Origin of the sequence: Agreia sp. Leaf335 (genome assembly GCF_001423605.1) — a bacterium.
Lineage (GTDB): Bacteria > Actinomycetota > Actinomycetes > Actinomycetales > Microbacteriaceae > Agreia.
In genome coordinates this window covers 555,285-577,871 of sequence record NZ_LMOQ01000003.1, presented here as the reverse complement: position 1 = coordinate 577,871, position 22,587 = coordinate 555,285, and the positions used below count along the sequence as shown (strand labels likewise).

Annotated in this window: 12 protein-coding genes, 1 tRNA gene and 4 pseudogenes; 9 read left to right on the top strand and 8 right to left on the bottom strand. The window is 61.5% G+C overall.

What is annotated here, in order from left to right:
• The first annotated feature begins 583 nt into the window (after positions 1-583).
• A complete protein-coding gene (locus tag ASF79_RS17885; protein WP_082495891.1) occupies positions 584-2,257 on the top strand; it encodes a sigma-70 family RNA polymerase sigma factor in 1,674 nt (557 codons plus the stop codon).
• A 404-nt stretch (positions 2,258-2,661) separates the two neighbouring features.
• Here ASF79_RS17885 and ASF79_RS17150 read toward each other — a convergent pair whose 3' ends face one another.
• From ASF79_RS17150 to ASF79_RS17130, 5 genes and pseudogenes are all read right to left on the bottom strand, one after another.
• Positions 2,662-3,252: a class F sortase gene (locus ASF79_RS17150; protein WP_235500758.1), complete on the bottom strand. Its 591-nt coding sequence runs from the start codon at positions 3,250-3,252 to the stop codon at positions 2,662-2,664.
• A gap of 57 nt (positions 3,253-3,309) precedes the next feature.
• Positions 3,310-4,233, bottom strand: a pseudogene (locus tag ASF79_RS17145) (DUF7927 domain-containing protein); the annotation flags it as partial.
• 23 nt (positions 4,234-4,256) lie between these two features.
• Positions 4,257-4,439 (bottom strand): annotated as a pseudogene (locus tag ASF79_RS17880) (DUF7927 domain-containing protein); the annotation flags it as partial.
• 30 nt (positions 4,440-4,469) lie between these two features.
• Positions 4,470-7,310 (bottom strand): beta strand repeat-containing protein, encoded by a 2,841-nt coding sequence (locus tag ASF79_RS17135; RefSeq protein WP_162239087.1) that lies wholly within the window; start codon positions 7,308-7,310, stop codon positions 4,470-4,472.
• A 349-nt stretch (positions 7,311-7,659) separates the two neighbouring features.
• The gene (locus tag ASF79_RS17130; protein ID WP_162239086.1) at positions 7,660-8,289 is read right to left on the bottom strand and encodes a TetR/AcrR family transcriptional regulator; all 630 of its coding nucleotides are present in this window, start codon (positions 8,287-8,289) and stop codon (positions 7,660-7,662) included.
• 1,321 nt (positions 8,290-9,610) lie between these two features.
• On the opposite strand from ASF79_RS17130, the gene ASF79_RS12960 reads away from it, so the two are divergent.
• From ASF79_RS12960 to ASF79_RS17120, 5 genes and pseudogenes are all read left to right on the top strand, one after another.
• Positions 9,611-9,913 (top strand): DUF7882 family protein, encoded by a 303-nt coding sequence (locus ASF79_RS12960; RefSeq protein WP_055855467.1) that lies wholly within the window; start codon positions 9,611-9,613, stop codon positions 9,911-9,913.
• Between the two features lie 808 nt (positions 9,914-10,721).
• Positions 10,722-11,933, top strand: a pseudogene (locus ASF79_RS12955) (low temperature requirement protein A).
• A 281-nt stretch (positions 11,934-12,214) separates the two neighbouring features.
• Positions 12,215-12,337, top strand: coding sequence for a hypothetical protein (locus ASF79_RS17795; protein ID WP_268751148.1), 123 nt, complete (start codon positions 12,215-12,217; stop codon positions 12,335-12,337).
• A gap of 361 nt (positions 12,338-12,698) precedes the next feature.
• The gene (locus tag ASF79_RS12950; RefSeq protein ID WP_082495885.1) at positions 12,699-14,501 is read left to right on the top strand and encodes an isopeptide-forming domain-containing fimbrial protein; all 1,803 of its coding nucleotides are present in this window, start codon (positions 12,699-12,701) and stop codon (positions 14,499-14,501) included.
• Positions 14,502-15,084: 583 nt separating this feature from the next.
• Positions 15,085-15,333, top strand: a pseudogene (locus ASF79_RS17120) (tyrosine-type recombinase/integrase); the annotation flags it as partial.
• A gap of 37 nt (positions 15,334-15,370) precedes the next feature.
• Here ASF79_RS17120 and ASF79_RS12940 read toward each other — a convergent pair.
• Positions 15,371-15,460 (bottom strand) — tRNA-Ser (locus ASF79_RS12940).
• A gap of 190 nt (positions 15,461-15,650) precedes the next feature.
• On the opposite strand from ASF79_RS12940, the gene ASF79_RS12935 reads away from it, so the two are divergent.
• Positions 15,651-16,430, top strand: a complete 780-nt coding sequence (locus ASF79_RS12935) for a hypothetical protein (RefSeq protein WP_055855459.1) — start codon at positions 15,651-15,653, stop codon at positions 16,428-16,430.
• A 133-nt stretch (positions 16,431-16,563) separates the two neighbouring features.
• Positions 16,564-18,036, top strand: a complete 1,473-nt coding sequence (radA, locus tag ASF79_RS12930) for a DNA repair protein RadA (RefSeq protein WP_082495883.1) — start codon at positions 16,564-16,566, stop codon at positions 18,034-18,036.
• Positions 18,037-18,133: 97 nt separating this feature from the next.
• Here the strand turns inward: radA and ASF79_RS12925 are convergent, their stop codons facing one another.
• Positions 18,134-19,696 (bottom strand): carboxylesterase/lipase family protein, encoded by a 1,563-nt coding sequence (locus ASF79_RS12925; protein WP_055855457.1) that lies wholly within the window; start codon positions 19,694-19,696, stop codon positions 18,134-18,136.
• 134 nt (positions 19,697-19,830) lie between these two features.
• On the opposite strand from ASF79_RS12925, the gene ASF79_RS12920 reads away from it, so the two are divergent.
• Entirely contained in the window at positions 19,831-21,873 is a 2,043-nt protein-coding gene (locus tag ASF79_RS12920; RefSeq protein ID WP_055855455.1) for a phosphatase PAP2 family protein, read from the top strand.
• A gap of 25 nt (positions 21,874-21,898) precedes the next feature.
• Here the strand turns inward: ASF79_RS12920 and ASF79_RS12915 are convergent, their stop codons facing one another.
• Positions 21,899-22,561, bottom strand: a complete 663-nt coding sequence (locus ASF79_RS12915; protein WP_055855453.1) for a hypothetical protein — start codon at positions 22,559-22,561, stop codon at positions 21,899-21,901.
• Between the last annotated feature and the right edge of the window lie 26 nt (positions 22,562-22,587).

Here is a 22,587-nt window from a genome sequence, read left to right as displayed (position 1 = left end):
TCGCCCAGGACGTCAGCGACTCGATGAGCTCCTAAATCAGGGACGAACAGCCATGCACTTGGGTAGGGAGACATGAGAGACCCAGCCTGCCAATCGTGTCGCGCCGTGATCTTGTGACACCTCGTTGTCTCCACAGCGATCAGCACTAGAGGAGCAGCAAGAGCACGTGGATGATCCGGACCCACCTGCCGTGCCCCCTGGTTTTTCCCATACCGACGGGCTGTTGCTCGCTGCGAACACATCTGCAGGCGTCCACATATAGCGGGCAAGCTCAACAGCATCTTCTGGTGATGTCACGCGGTTCGACATCGCCTCACAACAGGTCTGTCTGTCTTCGTCAGGCAACGGACCTCGTTCAAGCGAAATAATTCTATTTTGATAGCCGACGCCGCCGACGAGCTAGCTCCAATTTTCGGATCCGGCCCCCACCGCCACGACAGTCGGGGTCGAATACGAACCGCGCCCGTAGTTCATAAATTTTCTTAATTTTTCGCGTTATGAAACGGGCCTGAAGTCGTCTGAGTGAAGGATGCGTTCTCGGCAGCGCTTTCAATGAGTGACGCCGCGATGGAAGGAGCCGTTCATGCCACGCCCGGACGGCGGCCTAGAGAGCGCGACTGATAGCGAGCTGGTCGAACTAACACGGGAGAGAGACCCGAAAGCCTACGGTGAGCTTTGGCGACGGTACGCGCCGGCAGGTAGAGCTGCCGCGCGGGCATTTACCGGAAGCCACGACCCTGAAGACCTCGTATCGGAAGCCTTTGTTCGGATTCTGCGTTTGATCATGTCAGGAGGCGGACCGCAGACCGCTTTTCGTGCATATCTGGTGACGACCGTGAGAAATGTGGCGGTCTCTTGGCATAGAGCGGCCTCAGAAGGTTCACTCGAAGATGCAACCACGGTCGTGGATCCTAAAACTGAGGACGCAGAGGTTCTTTTTTCGATCGACAAGAACATGGTGATGCAGGCCTTTGGAGGTCTGCCAAATCGATGGCAACAGGTCCTTTGGTATTCAGAGATGGAGGGCCTGAAACCCCGACAAATAGCTCCCCTGATGAATATGTCGTCAACGGCGGTTTCTTCTCTTGCTCTTCGGGCACGTGAGGGTCTCCGCCAATCTTGGATTCAAGTTCACTTGGGCGTGTCCAAAACGGGCCCAGAGCACGCGAGCACGATCAGTCGCCTGGGCGCCTATACTCGCGGGGCTCTCGGAAAACGCGAACGAGTGGCCGTCGAAAGCCACCTCGCCTCGTGCGCACCGTGTACGGCCGTTGCAGCAGAAGCAGTGCGCGTTGCTCAAATGCTGCCCTGGGCGCTGATACCCCTAGTGGGCGGACCTGCGACAGTATTCTTGGCAACGCCCGCGTCGTCCGCAAACGCGGCATCTATGACGAAGAGCGGACACACACGAGTCCGGAAGGTCCTGGTAGCAGTCATAGCGTCCTCGGCTGTCATTGGACTCGGAATGGCGTTGGGTATGAGCCTTGAAGGGCCTGCAGAGCTGACAGACACTTCCCGGGCGACCGAATCGCATGTCCCTTCCACGCCAGCAGCCGACAAACCAACAAAATCGGTTAACAGTGGCCAAACAACTCCCGCACCTGAGTCCTCGGAATCAAGCCCCGATCCCAGAGAGGAGCCCAGCCCTGATAACCCCCGTCAACTACTCGCACCCGAACTTTCGACCATAGATTCTCCATCCATAAGTGCGATCGACACCGGCAGCGACGTGCAGCGGGGGGCTTTTCTTCCAATTGTTTCGGGCACAGCTTTGCCGGGTGCCACGGTGTCAGTAAGTAGTGGCTCGGGTCAGCCGGTCGATGTCGTTGCCAACTCGGACGGCGAGTGGAAGACTGCGCAGCTCACAGGGTTTAAATCGGCGATCAACACAGTCAGCGTCAGCCAGACCACAGCTGACGGTCGGACCTCTCCTCCCTCGACCAAGGAATTTACCCTGTCGTTCCCTGCCGTGTCCTCGACCGTCACCAACTCATCGCCTTCACCCTCGGGACAGCCGCAGTTCACCGTGACCCTGACGGGAGCATCAACTATTCCCCTGCAGGTTTCGACCGATTCCGGTCAGTCCTGGACGAATCTGGCCGATTCAGCGGGCCAATCTCAGTGGTCCGCTATGTACCTTTGGGAAGACCCCAAACGGAGATCTGTGCTTGTACGGCACTTTTCAGCTGACCGATTTGGCCCAAGTAGAGAGATGCAAATTTCTAGCGCAGCGAATTCAGGTGCAGCGCCTGCGTGATGTTTGCGTCCTCGTGCCGTCTACGTCAGTGAGCCTCTGAGTCGGCTCTGCCAAGACAAATCATTTCGGTATGGACGCTTTTATCCGCATCGGTGCGTCGTCGCGTAGGTCGACCGACACTCGCCTTTCGAGTCGCCCTAATTTGAAGCGAGAACAAGCATGGAGAGTAGTTCCGATTCACCTCTGAATGGGGTCGTGCACTTCGAGAGATTTGGGGGTCGAGGTAGTGGTCGAATCATTCGGGTGCCGTGTTGGTGCAGCATAGGACACGAGCACAGTTACGAAGAGTGGATTAGTGCGGGACGACCGGACGTCGCTGGCGCTTGACCAGATGTCACCGGTCTAAATGAGCTCGTGCGGCGTACAACTCGAGGGTGGGTCGCGAGGTGCGATCGGACTTCTGCCTATTGTGATGTACTCAGAACTCTCTCGGCGGTAATCACCATGTTGTCAGTGGAGGCCTGGCCGTCGGGGCGTTGCAAACATGTAATGACAACAAGAGTGTTCGGTGATGCGGACCATATCTCGCTCGACGGTAGTTGATCTTTGGATAAACGCTGACTGCCTGTCACGCGAAATTTCGTACCATCCACATCGATTTCGTCTCCTCGGCGAACTTGAGCTTTCTCATTCTCGACATCGATGAGGTAATTTCCTGGACCGGTTCCTCCGTTCCGGAGGGAGTGCATAACGATATAGACCGTTCCCAGGCCCGAGTCCTTCGGTGTGACCCCATAATTGCGGATCAGATACGCCGATGTGAATCCCGGCGGAGAGACAATACCCTCGACAGCATTCAGCGATCCGATCGGGACATCGAGCCCGACCGAAGAAACGACTAATCGCCCATCGCCGTTCGGAACCGCGGATGCTTCCGATTTTGGAGCGGAGTCCGCTTCGTAAGTAACAGGCTTGCCGTTCATGTCGCGAGGGAGACTTGAGAGCGCGCCGTTTGAAACTATCGCGACCGCTGCGATTCCGGCGGCAACGAGCACGCCGGCGGCGATAATCCACCGCCGACGCGCTCGGGTACTTCGAGTCACTGGCATTGACTAGTTTCGCAGCCGACGTCGCGCGTACACCCATACCCCGCCGAGGCCAAGCATCGACAGCAGCGCAAGGGCGACAGATCGCAGGTGCGCCAAGATCAACCCTTCTGTGACCGCAGAGCCTCCCGTGTGAACGAGGAGACCTGGCGGCACGTCGGTTGTCGTGGTGCAGGCACCGACAGCACAACTTCCGCCTGGGCCAGTGGGAACAACGGCGTTGATGACCTTCCTGTCGCCGAGGTCAGGACTGTTCACGGTGACGGAGTAACGCACATCCACCGACTGCCCAACGCCAAGCGGACCCTGCCACGCAAGGTTCGGCCTCTCGTAAGACACCGTTCCGGCACTCGCGTTGGCATCACCGTTGTACGTCGCGTCATCGAGTACTCGGGTCAGGTCGTCGCGGAATGACGCCGGCTTGTCTTCTGTATATGCAACCTTTCCTGTGTTAGTGACCGTCACGGTATAGGTGATTGTGGATCCCTGGACAGCGGAGCTGGTCGACGCCGTTTTGCTGACGGCAAAGGACCCGGCCGGAACTGTGCTCGTACAATTCGGATCTCCTACGCCTTCGACGCAGTTGGAGCCTGGCACCGTTGACACCACTGTGTTCGCGAGGACCTTATCCCCCGTGTCTGGATCGTTCACGGTCACGGAGTAGGTGATCGTGACGGTCTGTCCGATCGCGACCGGCCCAGTCCACGACAGGTGGCGTCTGCGTTGTAGGTGGCGTCATCGAGGACCGCTACCAAACTATCCGTGAACGTCGCCGGCGCATCAACGGTGTAATCCACCTGGCCGGTGTTCGTCGCGGTGATCGTGTAAGTGACCTTCGCGCCAGGAACAACCTCGGTCGCATCCGCCGTCTTCGTGAACACAATCGACTGAACCGGAGTGCTCGTCACGCAACCATCCGCTGTCGCGCACGCCCCACCAGGAGACGTCGGAGAGACCGCATTTGTCAGAATCCGGTCACCCGCATCCGGATTATTCACCGTCACCGAATACGTCACCGTGACCGTCGCACCAATCGCAAGCGGACCAGACCACGTCAACGCCGGCGATTCAAAGGCAACGACCCCAGCATCATCCGAACTCTCGGCATCCCCGTTGTAGCTCGCATCATCAAGCACCGCACTCAGATCATCCGAGAACGACGCCGGCTACGCAACCTGACCCGTGTTCACCACGGTAACCGTGTACGTCAACACCGACCCCGGAGTCACCGACGCCGACGACGCCGACTTCACCACCGAGAACGATTGCACCGGTGTGGTCGTGGTGCAGCCTCCATCCGTGGCGCAGTTGCCTGCTGGTCCGGTGGGGGTGACGGTGTTTGTCAGTGTTTGGTTACCTGCCCCGGGGGCATTCACGGTGACCGAATAAGTGACCGTGACTGAGGTTCCAGTCTCGAGTGCGCCTGTCCAGGACAAGGTGGGACTCGTGAAACTTGCCGTTCCTACGGTCGCTGTCACGTCGTTGTTGTAGGTCGCGTCATCGAGTACATCTGTGAGGTCGTCAGCGAATGATGCTGGCCCGTCTGCCGGGTATGACGCGGTTCCGGTGTTTGTGACGGTGACCGTGTAGGTGACGATCGAGCCTGGCTCAGCCGATTCAACTGACGAGGTCTTCGCTACCGTGTAGGACCTGACGTTTGTTGTCGTCGTGCAGTCTCCTGGTGTCGGGCAGCGGCCGCCGGGGCTTGTTGGAACGACCGAGTTCGTTATCCTCTTGTCGCCGGTATCCGGGTTGTTGACCTTCACCGAGTAGGTGATCGTGACGGTCTGACCGGCTGGGAGCGCACCGGACCAGGTCAGGGTGTTCGCCGTGACAGTTGCCCCGTTCGTCGCGTCACCGTTGTAGGTCGCGTCGTCGAGAACAGCCGTCAAGTCGTCCGAAAATGAGGCTGGGTTGGCCGCGGTGTAGTTCTCGACACCTGTGTTAGACACTGTGACTGTGTAAGTCACGGTGTCTCCCGGGCTCGCAACTGTCGCTGAAGCGACTTTGCTGACCGTATATGACGACGACGGGATCCGCACGATACATGCAGGGTCGCTGTTACCGACGGGGCAATTGTTTCCCGGTGTCGTGGATGTGACAGCGTTGTTGATCTGGGAATCTCCTGTTGGCGGATCGTTCACGACCACTGAATAGGTGACCGTGACGGTTCCCCCGGACGCGATCGCGCCGGACCAGCTCAGAGTGGGTTGCGTGTAGGTGACGGTTCCGCTCGAGGCAGTGGCGTTGTCACTCCACGTGGCGTCGTCGAGCACGGCCGTGAGGTCATCCGAGAATGTTGCGGGCGACGCCGTGGTGTAGTCCACTGCTCCGACGTTTTGGACCGTCACCGTGTACGTGATTTGTTGTCCAGGAACGACCTGTGTGCGGTCTGCAGTTTTGGTGATGCGGAGAGCTTGGACGGGCGTGGAGGTGGTGCATCCTCCTGTAGTTGCACAAGTTCCGCCGACACCCGTGGGTGACACGGCATTGTTCAGGATGTGGTTGCCTTGGCCGGGCGTGTTCGCAACAACTGAGTACGTGATGGTTCGAGTTTCACCGACCGCCAGTGCACCAGACCAGTTGAGGGTGTTACCGGTGACCGTTGCGCCACCTGTCGCGTCGTTCTGGTAGGTGGCATCGTCGAGGACATCGGACAGGTTGTCAGTGAACGATGCTGGGTTACTAGTCGTGTATGCAAGCTGGCCGGTGTTCGTCACCGTTACTGAGTAGGTGAGACTTGAGCCAGGTGTCAGGCTCGATGCTGAGACAGACTTTGCAACGGTGTAGCTCCGTTGGAGGGGTGCGTTTGTGAAGGTACAGGTGACTGCCTGCCCTTTTCCATCGACCACCGGTGGAGGGCTGTAGCTGAAGGACACACCAGTCCCGGAACTGATCTCTGTGCCGTCACCGTTGATGCACTGCCAGGTCGTGGAATAGTCACTGAGGTTTGTGCCCGAAGCCGCAGATTCCGCCACGGTGTATGTGGAGCCAGGAGTGACTACTGCGGTGCCGGCTTTTTGCGGCTGGATGCCGGTTGCGGTTCCGCTGGTAGTTGCGGTAGCCGGGGTACGTAGTCCAGTGATCGATAGACCGAATTGGTCGGCTGCTTTGAACCGACTCGTGATGTTTTTTTGCACTGTGAGGGTGCTCGGGGTGGAACACGAGGCGAAGTCAACCGGCAGGCCCGGGATGGGTGCGGCGGACTGATCTACTAAAGCACCCGAGGAAGGGTTCAGCTGAATGATCTGTGGGGAGGCGATCTGCCCGAGGTAGAGATTGCCGTTCGAACCGAAAGCAAGAGAACCAATGTTCTGATTGTTAGCAAGGAGGTTCGTCGTAATAAGGACTGGAGCCAGAGGCGCGTTGCCTGACGTTGACGGGAGGGCGCCGTTTATCCGGTAGAGAGAATGTCCATTCGAGGTCGTATTCGCCGTGATGTACGCAATTCCATCCGTATCGATCGCAATGTCGGAAATGTTGGTTGCGTTCATGCCGGCTGCATTGAGGGGGAACGAGCCGATGCGCCCCAGCCAAGTGTTTGTTGCCGGGTCGTAGGCATACAGGGTCGCCAGTGTTGACCCGAACGAAAGAACTATGTACTGACCGTTTTGGGGGTTGATGGCGCCGCCGAGGATTCCTCCGTCGATACCGGATATCACGGGAATTGTTTGGGTCGCACCGGTTGCGACGTCCATACGGTAGATCGTGGTGCCGCCGGCGGCGAACAACGTTGTTCCGTCCCCCGAGACCGCCAATCCATTGTAGAAAGCTTGTTGATCAGGACCTAGATCTCCCACAACAGCGCTGACCGTTGAACCGGCTGCAGATCCTCCCGCGCCGAACTGGATTTGCCGGACGATGCCGCTGTTCCAGTCGACCGCATAAGCGGTATTCACGCAGGAAACCGTTGCTGCATTGGCTCGTGGCGCAGCGGCGATCTGCCAAGCCGAAAGAAGCGACAGCATGAGAGCCATAATCAGACCCAAGCTGATGGCGCGAACCACCGAGCCACTCGATGACATGAAAGTGACGCTCGAGCGGGCGAAAGGGCCAGTGCCGAATTTGGTATGACGAGGCGATCCGCTTAGGGCAGCGACAACCTTGTCTGCCTCAGGTGGCGCTGTTCTCGCGGGTGATCCGGACCGGGTCATCGGGGCCTCTTCTCAAGGTCGTTGCAGGGCTGTCGGTAACGAGCCTTGACTAACTGGTATCCGATAAATCGCACATCAGATGAAAGAAAGAAAATAGCTCAATATCGCAGACGTAATGAGTTGCGTTTCATAACGAGAGTTCAGAGTTTTTTATCTGATTTCAGAAAAAATTTTGAGACCTGGCGACTTGATGCCACGTTTTCTAGCTGCCCGCGAGAGACGAATTGGTTGCTTTTATTCCTATCCGGGCGAAGAGAAGGACTGCGGCCAGCGCGGCGTCGTTGCCCATCGCCGGTAAATTCTTGGTGAGAAAGGCGTCAGCAAGCGTGATGACTATCGTGAGTTGAAGACTGGATGCCCCGACCTCGGGCCTTGGAAATATCTGATCAAGGACCGAGGTGATGGTCTCCACGTAGATTCGGATGTCGTCCCTCGGCTCTTCTCGATTGAACGTCGAGGACAGGGACAGAGGCACTGCGCCTTTTCGACTTCCTCTGATACTCACCAAGGCAGAGAGAGCAGTGTGGATGACCTGCTCCGTTGTCTTTAGATCTCCGATGGCCAGATGGCGCGTGAATTCACGGAGCAACCTGTCGAGGTCGTTTTGACATACACCCAGAATGAGGTCCTCTCTATCGCTGAAATAGCGATAGCAAGTTCCTGATCCCAAATTGCTCAATGCTGTGACCTGGGGTATTCCCGTGTTCAGCGAGCCTCGTTGAATAAGAAGTTCGCGAGCGACGTCGATCACCGCTTCCCGCCGCAGTTCACTCCGTCTTTCCTTGGGAATGCGCAAGTCCTTACGCACGCCAGCTTCTACGGAAATCGTCACACCTACCATCTCACCCGGCTCGAGAGGTGAGCCGACCCACGCTCTGATCGCGCTTGTGGATCCGTGATTGACGGCCACGCGAAAAGAAGATTCACAATTTAGACGCCCAGGCAGCGGATATACAACGTGAATTAGAGCAAATTGCAGATTCCGCTCTCCGGGTGCGATCCGTCAGGGCGCGCCAAGACTCTCGTCGGTGCGCGGAGATAGACGGAGCACGCTGTCGATACCAGAGCCCGTAGCCGTGTTCTGAATCTCATTTTCGAGCGAGAAGATCGATGCGATCAGGCCGCCTGGTCGTCCTCGAAACAACTGGGGGCTGGGCGGTGTGTACGGGTTTACCCGTGGCGTATACGCAAGGTACGGCCGGTCTGAACTCGTATTACTTCCGATAGTCGCGGCTGTTCAGAATCATGCTCACTCGGGAAGGTCCCAGTCCGACAAGAGATGCGATTCGTGTGATCGACCAGTGACCCTTGCCTCCCAAGCCGTTTGCGAGGTCTGCAATGAATTGCTCGCGAACGACGCTCGCCACGCGTGCTTGGTGTTGGTGGTACCTCATGGTCTCGGCGGCCAGAAGAGCTAGCCTCGCGATGCGGTATTCGGTTTGCGGGGTGCCGCTATCCGAAGTCGATGCGAATATCTCTGGTTCGGATCGTGCTCGGAGAACGTCTGCGGGTGTCCACTTGTGGCGGGCAAGAGCAACAGCGTCGTCAAACGCTCCGGATCGATATGACATCACAGCTTTCCAGCTACTGCATTCTTCCAACGGCAGGCCGGCCTGTTGCCATCGGCTTTCGAAGTCAGAGTCCGGCCATGTTGCCGTCGGTTTCGATGGCTGGCGCCTGTCCACTTAGCCCTCCTGCTGTGATCCGAAGTCGATTTGCCGGTGGTTCGTCACGTAGAAGCGTCTCGGATTGCTCCGCAGAGACAAGTTATTCCATTACATCGACTCTCACCATTGGACGCCCGAGCGAATATGTAGGCAGTGCGCTGAACGGCGCACGCAGGAGCTCACAGGCACATTTATTGACAGAATTCCAATCCCTCTGTCATGAAACAGGGATGACCACGTCTCTATTAGTGGGCGCCCTGATTGAGTCCGGAATCCCCATCCAATGGACTCCTTGGCAGCCCGCTTCCCAGGGCGCACATACCCCCAATTTGTGCGCTCTGGGAATCCACCGCCGGGATATCGAATGAGCCCTGGTGCCTCGCACTGACACGCGCTCAAATTTCCGGTTTCGAAGGTATTCGATATTTTTGGAAGCAGCGATCAGTCGATTAGACGACGTCGGCACGACACGGAGGAAAGGGCTGCATGGGCCAACTGATCTACAACCACAACACCCACGTCGAGCTGGACGACCGAACGCTGGCACATCTCCAACTGGTGATCACTGCGAAACTCCGTCGCAGCGAGAACAACATGTTCTCATGGGGCAGGGATCCCGCTGACGGAAGTGGTCGCGAATCGGTGTGGATCGCCATTTCGACACCGCTCGAGTTCCGGTATCGACGAAAAGACCGCTCCCCCATGAACCGGGCCTGGGTGGACGCACTGATGGTTACGGCAAACAGCCCCGGCGGTCTCGTCCTTGTTTCGGAACCTCTCCCCACCTAGTTAGACCGAGTTGCGTACTGAGCCCGGTCTTGGACGCCTACGGGTCAGATGCCGTCGTAGTCGAGGTTCGGCAGGTCGTCTTCGGTGACGCTCGATTCGATGGTGGTCGACGTGTGGCCTCGATTTAGGCTGTGCATACGTTCACGAAGGTGAGCTGCGGCCGCATCGAACTCAGACGAGCCACACTCGCCCACTATCGGAACTGCGAGGACGTCATTTCCTACCCCGATGACGAGCTCAGTCGTCCTCGGATCATTTCCGTCTGGCTCACAAATTGGAATGGAAGCGGCCTCGGCGACGCCCCTGCACGCAAGAGCCGCGGTGAGCTCCACCAAAGCAGAAGCAACATCGTCGGAGGTGAGTACGGACTCACCAGCATACGTGACTTTCTTCAGGCTCCCACCCTTGCAAAGAGGAAATTCAGGACCCCCGGGATGAAAAAGTGCTTGCGTTTGGTGTACCGAGCGCGGTTCCACCGTCGCACATCGGGTTAGTGCGCGGATCTGGTATGAACGGTGCGTGAGCACGAACAACACCGTCCCGCATCTGATCACCGGTATGAGCGATTTTCCGATATCGACGACATGAATCGAGTCCAATTCCGTCTCTTCTAGTGAGCGGCTGTGTTGAGTCGGGATCCCCATCCCCTGGACTCCTCGGCGGCTCGCCCCCAGGGCGCTCAGACCCCCAAGGTGTGCGCTCTGGGGGCCCTTATCCAACGGGCGAAAATGATTGGCTAACCTTGAGCACGAACGGCCTTCACGCAGCCTCACCGGGATTGACGACCTTGTCGCATCGTCTGCGACGGATGACAGGACGCGATCCGCACGAGCCAAACCGTGCCGCGACACCCCTCGAACTGCTTTTCGATCTCACCTTCGTGGTCGCGCTCGGCGCCGCGGGCAATGAATTTGCACACTACTTCGCCGTCGGCCACATCGGTACCGGGATCGGCGGCTTCGCATTCGTATTATTCGCGACGGGGTGGGCCTGGATAAATTTTTCCTGGTTCTCCTCTGCGTACGACACCGACGACTGGTTCTAACGCATCTGTGTGATGGTGCAGATGACGGGCGTCGTGATTCTGGTGATCGGTATCCCGCCGTTGTTCCACTCCATCGACGAGGGTCACTACCTCGACAACACGGTGCTGGTCGCTGGCTACGTGGTGATGCGCGTCGCGATGCTCGGACAATGGTTGCGGGTGGCGCGACAGGACTCCTCCCGGCCTCGCACGGCCCTGACCTACGTAGGTTTTATCGCGGTTGCCCAGATCGGGTGGGTCGCGTTGGCGATTGCCCACACAACCCTGGGGGTCACCATCGCGTTCGCGGCGGTTCTGTACTTGATCGAGGTCTCCGGACCTTGGGTCGCGGAACGACGGGTGAAAGAAGGCGGGACACCGTGGCACGCTCACCACATCACGGAGCGATACGGGCTGCTGGCAATCATCACTCTGGGCGAGGGAGTATTCGGTACGATCACCGCCGTCTCTGCAGCTATCGAAAGCAGCGGTTGGTCGACCGACGCCGCCGTTCTCGTCGTAGCGGGTGTCGGCCTCACCTTCGGTCTCTGGTGGACCTACTTCCTCCTCCCGGTAGGCAAGATCCTCCATCGGTACCGCAGCAAGGCGTTCATCTGGGGATACGGACATTTGCTCGTATTCGCGTCCATCGCCGCAACCGGTGCCGGACTCCACGTGGTCGCCTACGTCATCGAGGGCGAATCAGACCTCGGCCCCGTCGCCGCCGTGGCGACCGTAGCCCTACCGGTGCTCCTGCTGTGCCTCACCATATTTGCGCTCTACACATACCTCGTGGATGAGTTCGATCTGTTCCATCTCCTCCTCATCGTCGGCACCGTCGTCGTTCTGGTATTAGCTGTACTGGTCGCAGTCTGGGGTGCCCCACTCAGCATGAGTCTCATCCTGATCACTCTCGCCCCATTCGTCACCGTCGTCGGCTACGAGACTGTCGGTCACCGACACGAGGCTGCGACGCTCTCCCGTCGTCTGGCTTGACGTAGCCGCAGGGACAACCAGGGTTCAGCAGAGAGTGGCGCCGGTGTTCATCGGCATCGTGTAACTATTCGGCCGCAGTCGCTACTACGGGATGCAATCAGCGAGGTCGTCGGCCGCATGCAACGCCGATATGAAGCACCGCAAGTCCAACTGCTACTCGGTCACCGCCTGCACGGTCTTCAGTAAGAACCTCAGTATCTTGCATTTCCAGTACGGTCACTACACGCGCGCTTATCGGCTAGTCAGTTGAAGGCGCCTCTACACCGAGTACGGAGCGGTGAATGTCACTCGAAGAAGCGAAGGCTTTCGAAAAAATCGAGGTTGCGCTGGCAGCTCGGACAGCTGCGCAGGTGGCGTGCGGCCTGGTCGCACGCGGCGATGAGGTGAGCACGCTGGTGAGCTAGCTGTGGCAAAGCTGCGGTGAAGGTGTCCAATATGGCTCCCTAGACCAGAATCGGGCATGCCACCCCGTTGTGGCGACAAGGGTGATCCGCAGCGAACTCCCTCCTGGTTTGGTTCTAATCTCGCCCGTTCCGTTTTGCCGATCGAGTCGGCTCGGTCTGTCGAAGACTAATGGGCAAATTTTTTTGATGAAAGTTCATCAATTAGGCGTCATCGATCTAGGTCGATTCCGTCTTTAAATATGAGAGTCCTGTCGGTTGGTTTCCAATTGATCGAATTTAGGCGCTGCGACGACGTTCACCACGTCTGAATGCGTGGCATGGCTCCGAACTGGAACCTAGTAACCCGCTCTGGAGGGACCCCATGCACGCAACACGACCACCGAACTTCGGAGGCAACACCGTAACGGTCAGGAAAAGCACCGCGGTGGCCGTGCTATTCGCCCTTCTGATGGGCATGATCACCGCCCTGAACGTGTTCATCCCAACCCAGACTGCCCTTGCGGCGCCGATCTGCGCGCCGGGGAACATCTACGTAAACACGGGAAGTGCTACACCCGTCCTGAACCAATATTCAGACTCGGGTGCGCTCGAAAGCAGCGTGTCGGTTCCGCGTTCTTACACGGACATCGCTTTCTCCAGCAACGGCTTTACCCTCTACGGCGTTAACCCCGGCGTGCCGACGCTGTATACGATCGACCCCGACACCGGGGCGGAGACTGCATCAATCGCCATCACTGGCATCCCGGCAAGCAACTACTTCGTCAATGCCCTGAGCTCGTTAGCTGATGGTTCGCTCCTGGTCGGTGCCTCGCGAGGCGGTGGAGCGACCGCGCAGCAAATCTTCCGCATCAACCCCGCGACCGGCGTCGCAACGCTTTACGAAGCCGCTTTCCCAACGGGCTTCGGGTCTGCCGGCGACTTCCTCTCGCTTGCGGACGGCGACATTCTCGCGATTGGTGGGGGGCCGAACGGCAATGCACTGTTCCGCATCTCGCCAAGCTTCGCGGTGACCCAGGTCGGTACTGTTCCCGAATCGTTCGGCGCGGCACAAAGCCATGGCAAGGTCTTCCTCGCGGGTTCCGCTGGCACTATCCACGAGATCACGTCGATCCCCACGGCTGCCTCGACAGCACCGGTGGCCACTACGGACATCGCAACGACCGGGCTTCCTTTCTTTGGTGCCACGTCTCAGCAGGACAGCGGGTTGTGCTCCGAGCTGACCATCGCAAAATCATCCGATCCCACCTCAGGTACCTTGGTGACTCTCGGACAGACGGTGACGTACTCGATCACGCTGGCGAACGCGAACGGGACCGCTCCTGCGGAGGTCGACCTCACTGACGACCTCTCGTCGGTTCTCGACGACGCGACGATCACAAGCGCACCCGCAGTTTCGTCTGGTACTGCGCTGACGATCGACCCCATCGCGAATAGCGGCTTCAGGATTAGTGGGATCATTCCGGCCGGCGGTCAGACAACCATCACCTATGCGGTGACGATCAACGATCCAGCAACTGGTGACCGACAGCTGTCGAACTATGTCATCCCTACCGGTACAACTCCACCAACGTCGTGCGACCCCGACAACCTTGCCTGCACCAAGAACCCCATCTCAGATCCGGCTTTGACGATTGCGAAGACGGTTGCTCCGGCTGATCAGACCTCGTACGAGGTGGATCAGGAGCTGACGTATTCGTTCCTGGTCACGAACACCGGCAACGTGACGTTGACCGATGTGGTTGTGGACGAAGGCGAGTTCAACGGTTCGGGCGAGCTGAGCGCAGTCACTCCAGCATCGGTTGCGACGCTCGCTCCAGGAGCGTCGACGACGTTCGCGGCAAGCTACGTCGTGACCCAGGCCGACGTGGACGCCGGCGCCATCACGAACACGGCGACAGCATTTGGTAGCCCCCCGGGCGGCGACCCAATCACATCGGCGCCTTCGACAGTCACCGTGCCGACCATGCCGGGCACTTCCCCGGTGCCGGCAGCGACTACTTTGCCGACGACTCAGCCCACTCCTGCTCCTGCCGGATCTTCCGGTTCGGGCTCCGGGCTCGCTCTCACAGGCGTGGGATCACCTCTGTTCCCGATCGTCGGAGCAGCTCTCCTCCTGCTGGCCGGCATGCTGATTAGACGACGCGCTCGCCGAGCATCTGAGTAACACCTCATTTAACCGCCGTGGGCCGTCAGCGAAACTGGCGGCCCACGGTGGTTTTTGCCATGTGGCAACTGACGCGTGGTTGCCACCAGCTATGGGATCGCACGGGTGCGCACACCTACATTGACAACAGAAATCCAGCGAATGAGGTCTGATGAGTCAGCAGCGATACCTCGGGCTCAATCTCGACAGTCGCGTACGCGAATTTGAGCTTCTTCTTGGTAATCCGCCGCTGGATGACATCGAGCCCGGCTCCCGCGACTGGCTGAAGGCGCGATATGCCGAGATCGTCCCCGTAGTCCTTCCGTCCGCACTGCGGGCAGTAGAGCGCGGCGGACCAATATCGGGCGAGTGCCTGACTCAGCTGCGAGCCGTGGCGGCTCGAGCGGCAAACGAGCCAGGCGCGCGGTTCTCGACTGTGTTGAGAGGTTCCTACCCGGCTCTGACCGTGTTCTCTGGGGTGATGTTGGAACTCTCTCGCTCCAATCCCACCCAAATCGTTCTCGCCATGACTCGCGCAACCTGGGTCGCCCACGAACTGAGCTCCTGCTGGGCGGAAAGCTAGGCGCAGCTCGTCGACAAAACCCTCCCCCGGGTGACGATCCATGACCTGCGACACACAGCCGCTAGTTTGGCAGTATCGTCTGGCGCGAACGTGAGAGCCGTCCAGCGGATGCTCGGTCACGCCTCTGCAGCAATGACGCTCGACACGTACGCGGATCTCTTCGATGACGACCTTGACGCCGTCTCGGTAGCCCTCGATAACGCCAAGCGAATTTCAGATGTGTCCAATTCGCGTCCAAACCTGGCGCCCCGCAACGACAAAACCCCCTGATCTCCTCGTAAACAAAGGGAAGCAGGGGGTTTGATCGTGGCGGTACCGGTGGGATTTGAACCCACGGTGCTCTTTCAAGCACACAACTTTTCGAGAGTTGCACCTTCGGCCGCTCGGACACGGTACCGGGGACGAGTCTAACGCAGACCGGGGGTTCGCGCGAATCTACAGCGTGTAGAAATCGAAGCCCGCAATCACGCGGATGCCGCCCTGAGAAGCCACCCGGAGCCGAAATCCGGCGCATCCTAGGTGTTAGCCTTGCCTTAGTCGGGCGCGACAAAACCCGCGTGCCCTCACTCTGAAAGGGTCCTGGTTCTATGAGCTATATCCGCTCCGCAGCATTCGAAGAGACCGGCTATGTGGTTCTCGACCGCTACGACCAGGCGGCGGACCCTCAGGAGTGGCTCGACCTCGAATACGTCGACTGGAAGTCCTCCGGCGTGACGCGCTTCGCCCCTCTCGCCTCGGCCTTCGGCGAGATGGAGTGCAACGGATTCTGGAACCACACGCCCCCGCGCACCGACAAAGACGGCGTCTGGGTTCAGGCCAACATCGAGCACGCGCCCATCCTCAAGGCCCGCGCCGAAGAGCCCGGAGCCAACATCGGCCGCTGCCGCGTAATCGAGCTGCAGCCGAACAGCTACGCGAACGCGCTCTACAACCTTCACCAGGACGACAACAACCGGCTCAACCCCGACGGCACGGGCTGGATCGTTCGCGGCTTCTTCAACCTCTCTGACGATGCCGAGTCGTTCATGATCCTGCGCGAGAACCGCTTCGACCCCGACACCGAGGTGCGCATCGCGCTGCCCGCGGGCGCGCAACTGATCGTCGACACGCAGCGCTTCTGGCATGCTGTCTGGCACAAGGGCCCCGAGCCGCGCTACTGCCTCATCACCTCGTGGACCTCGGGCCCCGAGCTCGACGCCTACATCGAGAAGTACCACGGCAACCCGCACAACGTGAACGCGCCGCTCGACCCCAAGATCATCGAAGAGGGCCAGTCCGAGGTGCGCCAGCGTCTCGCCGAGCGCGCCGCCGCTCTCGCCGCCAAGGGCCGCCACGACGACGGCTTCGGCGAAGACCCCGAGGCCTGATCTCCTGAGAGGTCACCGGTCCGACTTCAGCTGGGCACCTTCCCAGCATGGTCATCGAGGCGACGCGGGGCTGACACCTAGCACTCTGCACAGGCGGTGATCGGATGTCGTCGGTCGCGTCTATCGTGGATGCATGGCCTCGCGAACACCCACCGCTTACCGCTGCACTGAGTGCGGCTGGCAGAGCGTCAAGTGGGTGGGCCGCTGCGGCGAGTGCCAGGCCTGGGGCACCGTGGTGTCGAGCGCCGAGAACGAGGGCATCGCTCGAACGGTGAAGGCGGCGAAGCTCAGCGAGACACGCATCGCGCAGCCCATCACAGAGATCTCCACCGAAGCCGCCAGCCACTGGGCCACAGGTATCGACGAGTTCGACCGCGTTCTCGGCGGCGGTCTCGTTCCGGGCGCCACGATCCTGCTGTCGGGCGAGCCCGGCGTGGGCAAGTCGACGCTTCTGCTCGAGGTGGCGGCTAAGGCGGCCGAAGAGAATCTGCGCGTGCTCTATGTCAGCGCAGAAGAGTCGGTGAGCCAGGTCAAGCTGCGCGCCGAACGCACCCACTCCCTCTCCCCCACTCTCATGCTCGCCGCCGAGACCGACCTGTCGACGGTGCTCGGCCAGATCGACGCCGTGCAGCCTCACCTCGTCATCGTCGACTCCGTGCAGACCGTCGCCAGCAACTCCATCGACAGTGCGGCAGGCAGCCCCACGCAGGTGCGCGAGGTCGCGTCCGCTCTCATCAGGGTCGCCAAAGAGCGTTCCCTTCCCGTCATCCTGGTCGGCCACGTCACCAAAGACGGCTCGATCGCCGGCCCCCGCGTTCTCGAACACCTGGTCGATGTCGTCTGCCAGTTCGAGGGCGACCGTCACACCAGCCTGCGCTTCGTGCGAGCCCTCAAGAATCGCTACGGCCCCACAGACGAGGTCGGCTGCTTCGAGATGACCGCCGAGGGCATCGCCGAGGTGCCCGATCCGAGCGGCCTGTTCCTCAGCCGCAGCGGCGAGGCCGTCAGCGGCACCTGCGTCACGGTCGCGCTCGACGGCCGGCGGGCCATGCCCGTCGAGATCCAGGCCCTCGTCGTCAAGACCACAGCGCCCAATCCTCGACGCGTCACCAATGGCGTCGACGGCTCACGGGTCGCCATGCTTCTCGCGGTGCTCGAGCGCCGCCTCAACATCCCCCTCGGCGACCGCGATGTCTACGTGTCGACGGTCGGCGGCGTGCGCCTCGTCGACCCGTCTGCCGATCTCGCGATCGCCCTGGCCATCGCCTCGGCGAACAGCGACCTCTCGCTGCCGCACACCTTTGCCGCGTTCGGCGAGATCAGCCTGGCCGGCGAGGTGCGCCCGGTCGCATCCTCCGGACTGCGCGTCACCGAGGCCAGGAGGCTCGGCTTCACCGACATCCTCGGCCCCGACGAGACGCAGATCCGTCGCGCGTTCCGCGTGGCCTTCGACAAGCAGCCCGCCGCGGGTTCTCGAGTCAGCCCGGCACATCCTTCGACGGGCTCGTTCCCCGTGCAGTCGCGAACACCGTCGACGAAGCCCCCACAGAAGAAGACACCGACGACCCCGCTGCGGCTCGTCGAGACAGACCGCGACCGCGACTAGCTGCACTGTTGGCGCCGGTTAGGTCTATCCGCTCCGAGTCAAACAAGCACAGATAGTCGAACAAGCGCAGATGCGCCGAACGGGCGCGGACCCGTCGTCACACGTGCGGCACGAACTCCTGCCAGGCCACCCGCCGTGCGCTCCGCGGGTCGTTCTCCACTCGGTCGATCGTGTCGAAGATCATGGTGGCGCGGGTCTCTTCGTCGTAGGCCGGCCACCCGGCCACCTCGCCGCTGCGGGCGAAGTCGATCCAGTGCCGTCGCATCCGGTCGCCCGTGCGCATGAACGCACGCCGCCCGCCCAACGCGCCCATCGCGCGGCCGAACCAGCCGTTCATGCGGTCGAAGAGGGCGAAGAGTTCGAGCCCGTGGGTGGCGTCGAATCCGAGTTGCCGAACGAGCCGTGGAGCGATGTCGAAGCGATAGAAGTGCACCGGAGCGTAGCGGGAGTGCCGCTCGGCGACCTTCACTGTGGGGTACCAGAACGCGTAGTCGCCGGCGAAGTCAGCGGCAGGGCGTTTGTCGGGGAGGCCCGGATACTCGGCCTTGATCGCCTTTCGAGCCTTCTTCTTGGTGCGCGAGAAGATGGCGCGGATGCGGGGCGGCGTCGTGGCCAGGATGTCGAGGCGCCCCGTGAACAGCGAGCCCTCGCGGTCGTTCGTTCCGATGATCAGCGGGATGCGCGCGGCGCGCCCGTGCTTGAACGCGTCGAGAGGACGCTCGGGAAGGAAGTCGCCATCGATCACGGGGCACAGCGCGATGGTCCCCGGATCGCGATCGGGGGCAAGCAGGGTGAGGGCCACGGCGGCCTCGACCAGGTCGGATGCGTCGGCCCGGGAGAGCAATTCGCCGGCGTCGTCGACAGACGTGGTCTCGACACCGCCCGGCTCGATGCGGTCGGCGAGGAAGGCCACGAACTCGTCGGCCCACCGGTGGGTCTGCTCCGGAGGATAGATGGCGTTCGTCGGCGCGCTCTGAGCTATGGCCTTGGCGAACAGGCCGTGTGCTGCCGGTGTCGCCATCAGAGTGGTCACGGCATTGCCGCCTGCGGACTCTCCGAACACCGTGACGTTGCTCGGGTCGCCCCCGAAAGCCGCGATGTTGTCGCGCACCCACTCGAGCGCCGCCACCTGGTCACGCAGTCCGAGGTTCGAGTCGAAGGGACGCTCGGGGGTCGAGAATCGCGTGAAGTCGAGATAGCCCAGCGCGCTGAGACGGTAGTTGATACTCACATAGACGATGCCGCCGTCGCGCACGAGAGCCTCGCCGTTGCGCGGGTACTCCGCGCTCGAACCGACCGCATAGGCGCCGCCGTGGATGAAGAGCATCACGGGAAGCAGCGTCTGCGTCTCGGCCGACGAGCGCCCTCGCGCGGGCCGCACCACGTTCAGGGTGAGACAGTCCTCGCTCATGGTCTGCTTCTTCGACGCCCCGACGAAGTGCCCCTGCAAAGACTGCCAGGGCACCGGGCCGTACTCCGATGCGTCGCGTACGCCGTTCCACGTCGCGGGCGGCCGCGGAGCACGAAAGCGGAGTACGCCCGTCGGCGCCTCGGCGTAGGGAAGATTCCGCCAGGCCTCGACGCCTCGTTCGCGAACACCGCGCGCGATTCCTTGAGCTACGCGTACATCGAGGTCCTGTGACCCGTTTCGCTCGACCATGCTCCGATGCTAAACGTGCCAGATGAACGCACGAGCTGTTAACCCGCGGTCCCCATCGCCGTAACCCTCGTCGGATTCACTGATCCAGACTCGTGTGCTGGCACGGGCAACGACTTCTCCTGGAGCCTCACCCGATGAACGCACCGTCCCACACGCGCCGCACCCGTCGCATCCGCATCACCATCGCGGCGGCCCTGGCCGCGACCGTCGCCTGCGGCGTCGCCGCACCCGCGCAGGCGGCGCCGAGCGACTCGATCGTCGCGCAGCCGGATGCCTGGGGTCGCTATTTCGTCGACGCCTGGGCCAGCAACACGACGGCCAACAACACGCCTCAGAGCAACGTCGCCATCGGCCTGCTCTCTCCGATGCTCGACTACTGGACGCCCGATGCAAACCCCACCGCGCAGTTCGACGCGAACGGCAAGTTCATCCCCTCCAGCGTGGGCACGATCAAGAACCAGGGCGTGCTCGACGCGAACATCGCGACGGCTGCGGGCATCACCCAGTCGCGCACGGCAGATCAATCCACCCAGTCCTATCTGATCGATCGCCGCAACCAGAACTACACGGCCATCGACGGACTCGGCCCCTTCGCCGACGCGTTCCGCGCGGGCAGCAACGCGGGAACCACGATTCCCGACCAGATTCCGGCCGACGCCACCACCGTGAAGTACGACGACGCGGGCAATTCGAACGGCACCTGGGCCGACTCGGGCACCACCTACGGACCGATGGTCGACCTCGTCAACCAGTTCCGCAACAGCGCCGCATCGACCAACCCCGCGAAGGGCTTCTACAACTACGCTCGCCCTTTCCGCTGGAGCGACAGCGTCGAGGTGTTGCCCACACTCGTTCCGGCCGAGAAGACGGATGCCGAATGGCAGTCGGATGGTGGCTACCCCAGCGGGCACACCAACGCGGGCTACCTGGCCAGCTACGCCCTCGCCTACGCGGCACCGGAGCGGTTCCAGCAGATCCTCACGAGCGCGTCGGAGATCGGCAACAGCCGCATCGTCGCCGGCATGCACTCCCCCGGTGATGTGATCGGCGGGCGCATCATGTCGACCGCTGTGGCCGCGGCCGCCCTCAACCAGCCGGGCAACGCCGCCCTCAAGCAGAGCGCGCGCGCGAACGCCGCCACGCTGTTCGCCACCACCCCGTCGGGCAGCGACGCATTCGCCGACCGGGGAAGCAACGAGACGCTCTACGAGCAGCGCCTCACCTACGGTCTGCCCCGGGTCGGTGACACGACCAAGACGGCTGTCGTGCCGAAGGGGGCCGAGGTGCTGCTCGAGACGCGGTTGCCCTACCTGAGTGCAGACCAGCGCCGCTGGGTGCTCCAGTCCACCGCACTGCCTTCCGGCTACGCGCTGCTCGACGACTCAGAGGGGTGGGGCCGGCTGAACCTCTTCGCCGCGGCGGACGGCTACAGCGCCTTCTCCACGGATGTGACGGTCGCCATGGACGCGGCCGCGGGTGGCTTCAGCAGCGCCGACAGCTGGCGCAACGACATCGACGGCGTGGGGTCGCTGACCAAGCAGGGAACGGGTGTCCTGACCCTCACCGGCGACAACTCGTACGTGGGCGGCACGGTCGTCGAAGGAGGCCAGCTCGCGGGCACCTCGCCGACCGCATTCGGAACCGGGCCGATCAGCGTCGCCGGCGGCATCCTGTCGGAGAGCGCCACGGCGCCGGTCACTGTCGGAGGTACCCTCTCCGTTCTTTCCGGGGGCGAACTCGATCTGAGCATCGACTCGTCGTCCGCCGCGATCTCGGTCGCCGGCGACCTCACCGTCTCAGGAGTCGTGAAGACCCGCTTTGCGAACGGATTCGTGCCCGCCGACGACCAGGTCATCGCCACCTACTCGGGCTCGGCGACGAACGTCGACCTCGCGTCGTTCGCCTTCGAGGGCCTGCCCGCTGGATACACGCCGAGCGTCGTCGTCCGCGACGGCGCGGTGCACCTGGTGAACACCGCACCCGCGGCGGGGAACGGCGCGGTCGACCCGCGCATCTCCGGAGCGAGCAGCTCGCTCGCTGCCACAGGCGTGACGCTGCCTCCCGTTGTTCCCTTCGGAGCACTCGGCATGCTGCTGGCCGGCGGCGCGCTGATCGCGCTGCGATCGCGTGCACGTCGTCGTTCGGCGCGGGCGACAGACACGATCCGACGCGGGTAGCGCCAACCCAACCGAACAGGCTCGACTAGCCGAGAATGAACTGCTTGCTGACCGTCGACGCGAATCCGCCGATGGAGACGTCGAGGTGGTACGACGCGCCGACCGCGGGAACCTGGGGCCGATCGGTCGACGAGCACGTGTCGGCGGTCGAACGGGTGCGATCCCAGGCGAACGGCGTCGAGGCCAGAGTGGCACCGGCATCGATCACGGTGGGCATGTCGGTGGGGCTGGCCTGGCAGTCGGTCGACACCCAGTACTGCTCTTCGCCGCTTCGAATGGTGTAGACCTGCTGGGCCGTGCCCACGTTGATCGAGCAGGCCGTGCCACCCGTGTTCGTGAGACTGAGCGACAGCTGCGGGTTGACCCCTGCGGCGTAGGTGTCGGCATCGGTCACCGGAGTCACCTGGATGTTCGCGGCATCGCACGCGGCAGTCTGGCCGTCGGCGGGTGCCGCTGCCTCGACGTTCTGCGGCTCGCCGGCCGCTGCGGGAGGGGAGGTCGTCGCCGGGGCACTCGTCGCCGGTGCGGGCGGAGTGGCCGAGCTTCCGGCGGGGGAAGACGAGCCGGGGCGCACGATGATGAGCACAATGATTGCGATCACGGCGAGAAGACCGGCGAGCACGATCAGGCGTCGGCGCCAGTAGACCTTGCTCGGTTCCGGTCCGACGGGATTCTTGATCGTCGACATGACCCTAGGCTACGAGCTTGATGCTC

Excerpts from the sequence above, each read along its gene's own strand:
- radA (WP_082495883.1), top strand. The coding sequence starts at position 16,564 with ATGGCCTCGCGAACACCCACCGCTTACCGCTGCACTGAGTGCGGCTGG.
- ASF79_RS17795 (WP_268751148.1), top strand. The coding sequence starts at position 12,215 with ATGTCACTCGAAGAAGCGAAGGCTTTCGAAAAAATCGAGGTTGCGCTG.
- ASF79_RS12960 (WP_055855467.1), top strand. The coding sequence starts at position 9,611 with ATGGGCCAACTGATCTACAACCACAACACCCACGTCGAGCTGGACGAC.
- ASF79_RS12925 (WP_055855457.1), bottom strand. The coding sequence starts at position 19,696 with ATGGTCGAGCGAAACGGGTCACAGGACCTCGATGTACGCGTAGCTCAA.
- ASF79_RS12915 (WP_055855453.1), bottom strand. The coding sequence starts at position 22,561 with ATGTCGACGATCAAGAATCCCGTCGGACCGGAACCGAGCAAGGTCTAC.
- ASF79_RS17885 (WP_082495891.1), top strand. The coding sequence starts at position 584 with ATGCCACGCCCGGACGGCGGCCTAGAGAGCGCGACTGATAGCGAGCTG.
- ASF79_RS12920 (WP_055855455.1), top strand. The coding sequence starts at position 19,831 with ATGAACGCACCGTCCCACACGCGCCGCACCCGTCGCATCCGCATCACC.
- ASF79_RS12950 (WP_082495885.1), top strand. The coding sequence starts at position 12,699 with ATGCACGCAACACGACCACCGAACTTCGGAGGCAACACCGTAACGGTC.
- ASF79_RS12935 (WP_055855459.1), top strand. The coding sequence starts at position 15,651 with ATGAGCTATATCCGCTCCGCAGCATTCGAAGAGACCGGCTATGTGGTT.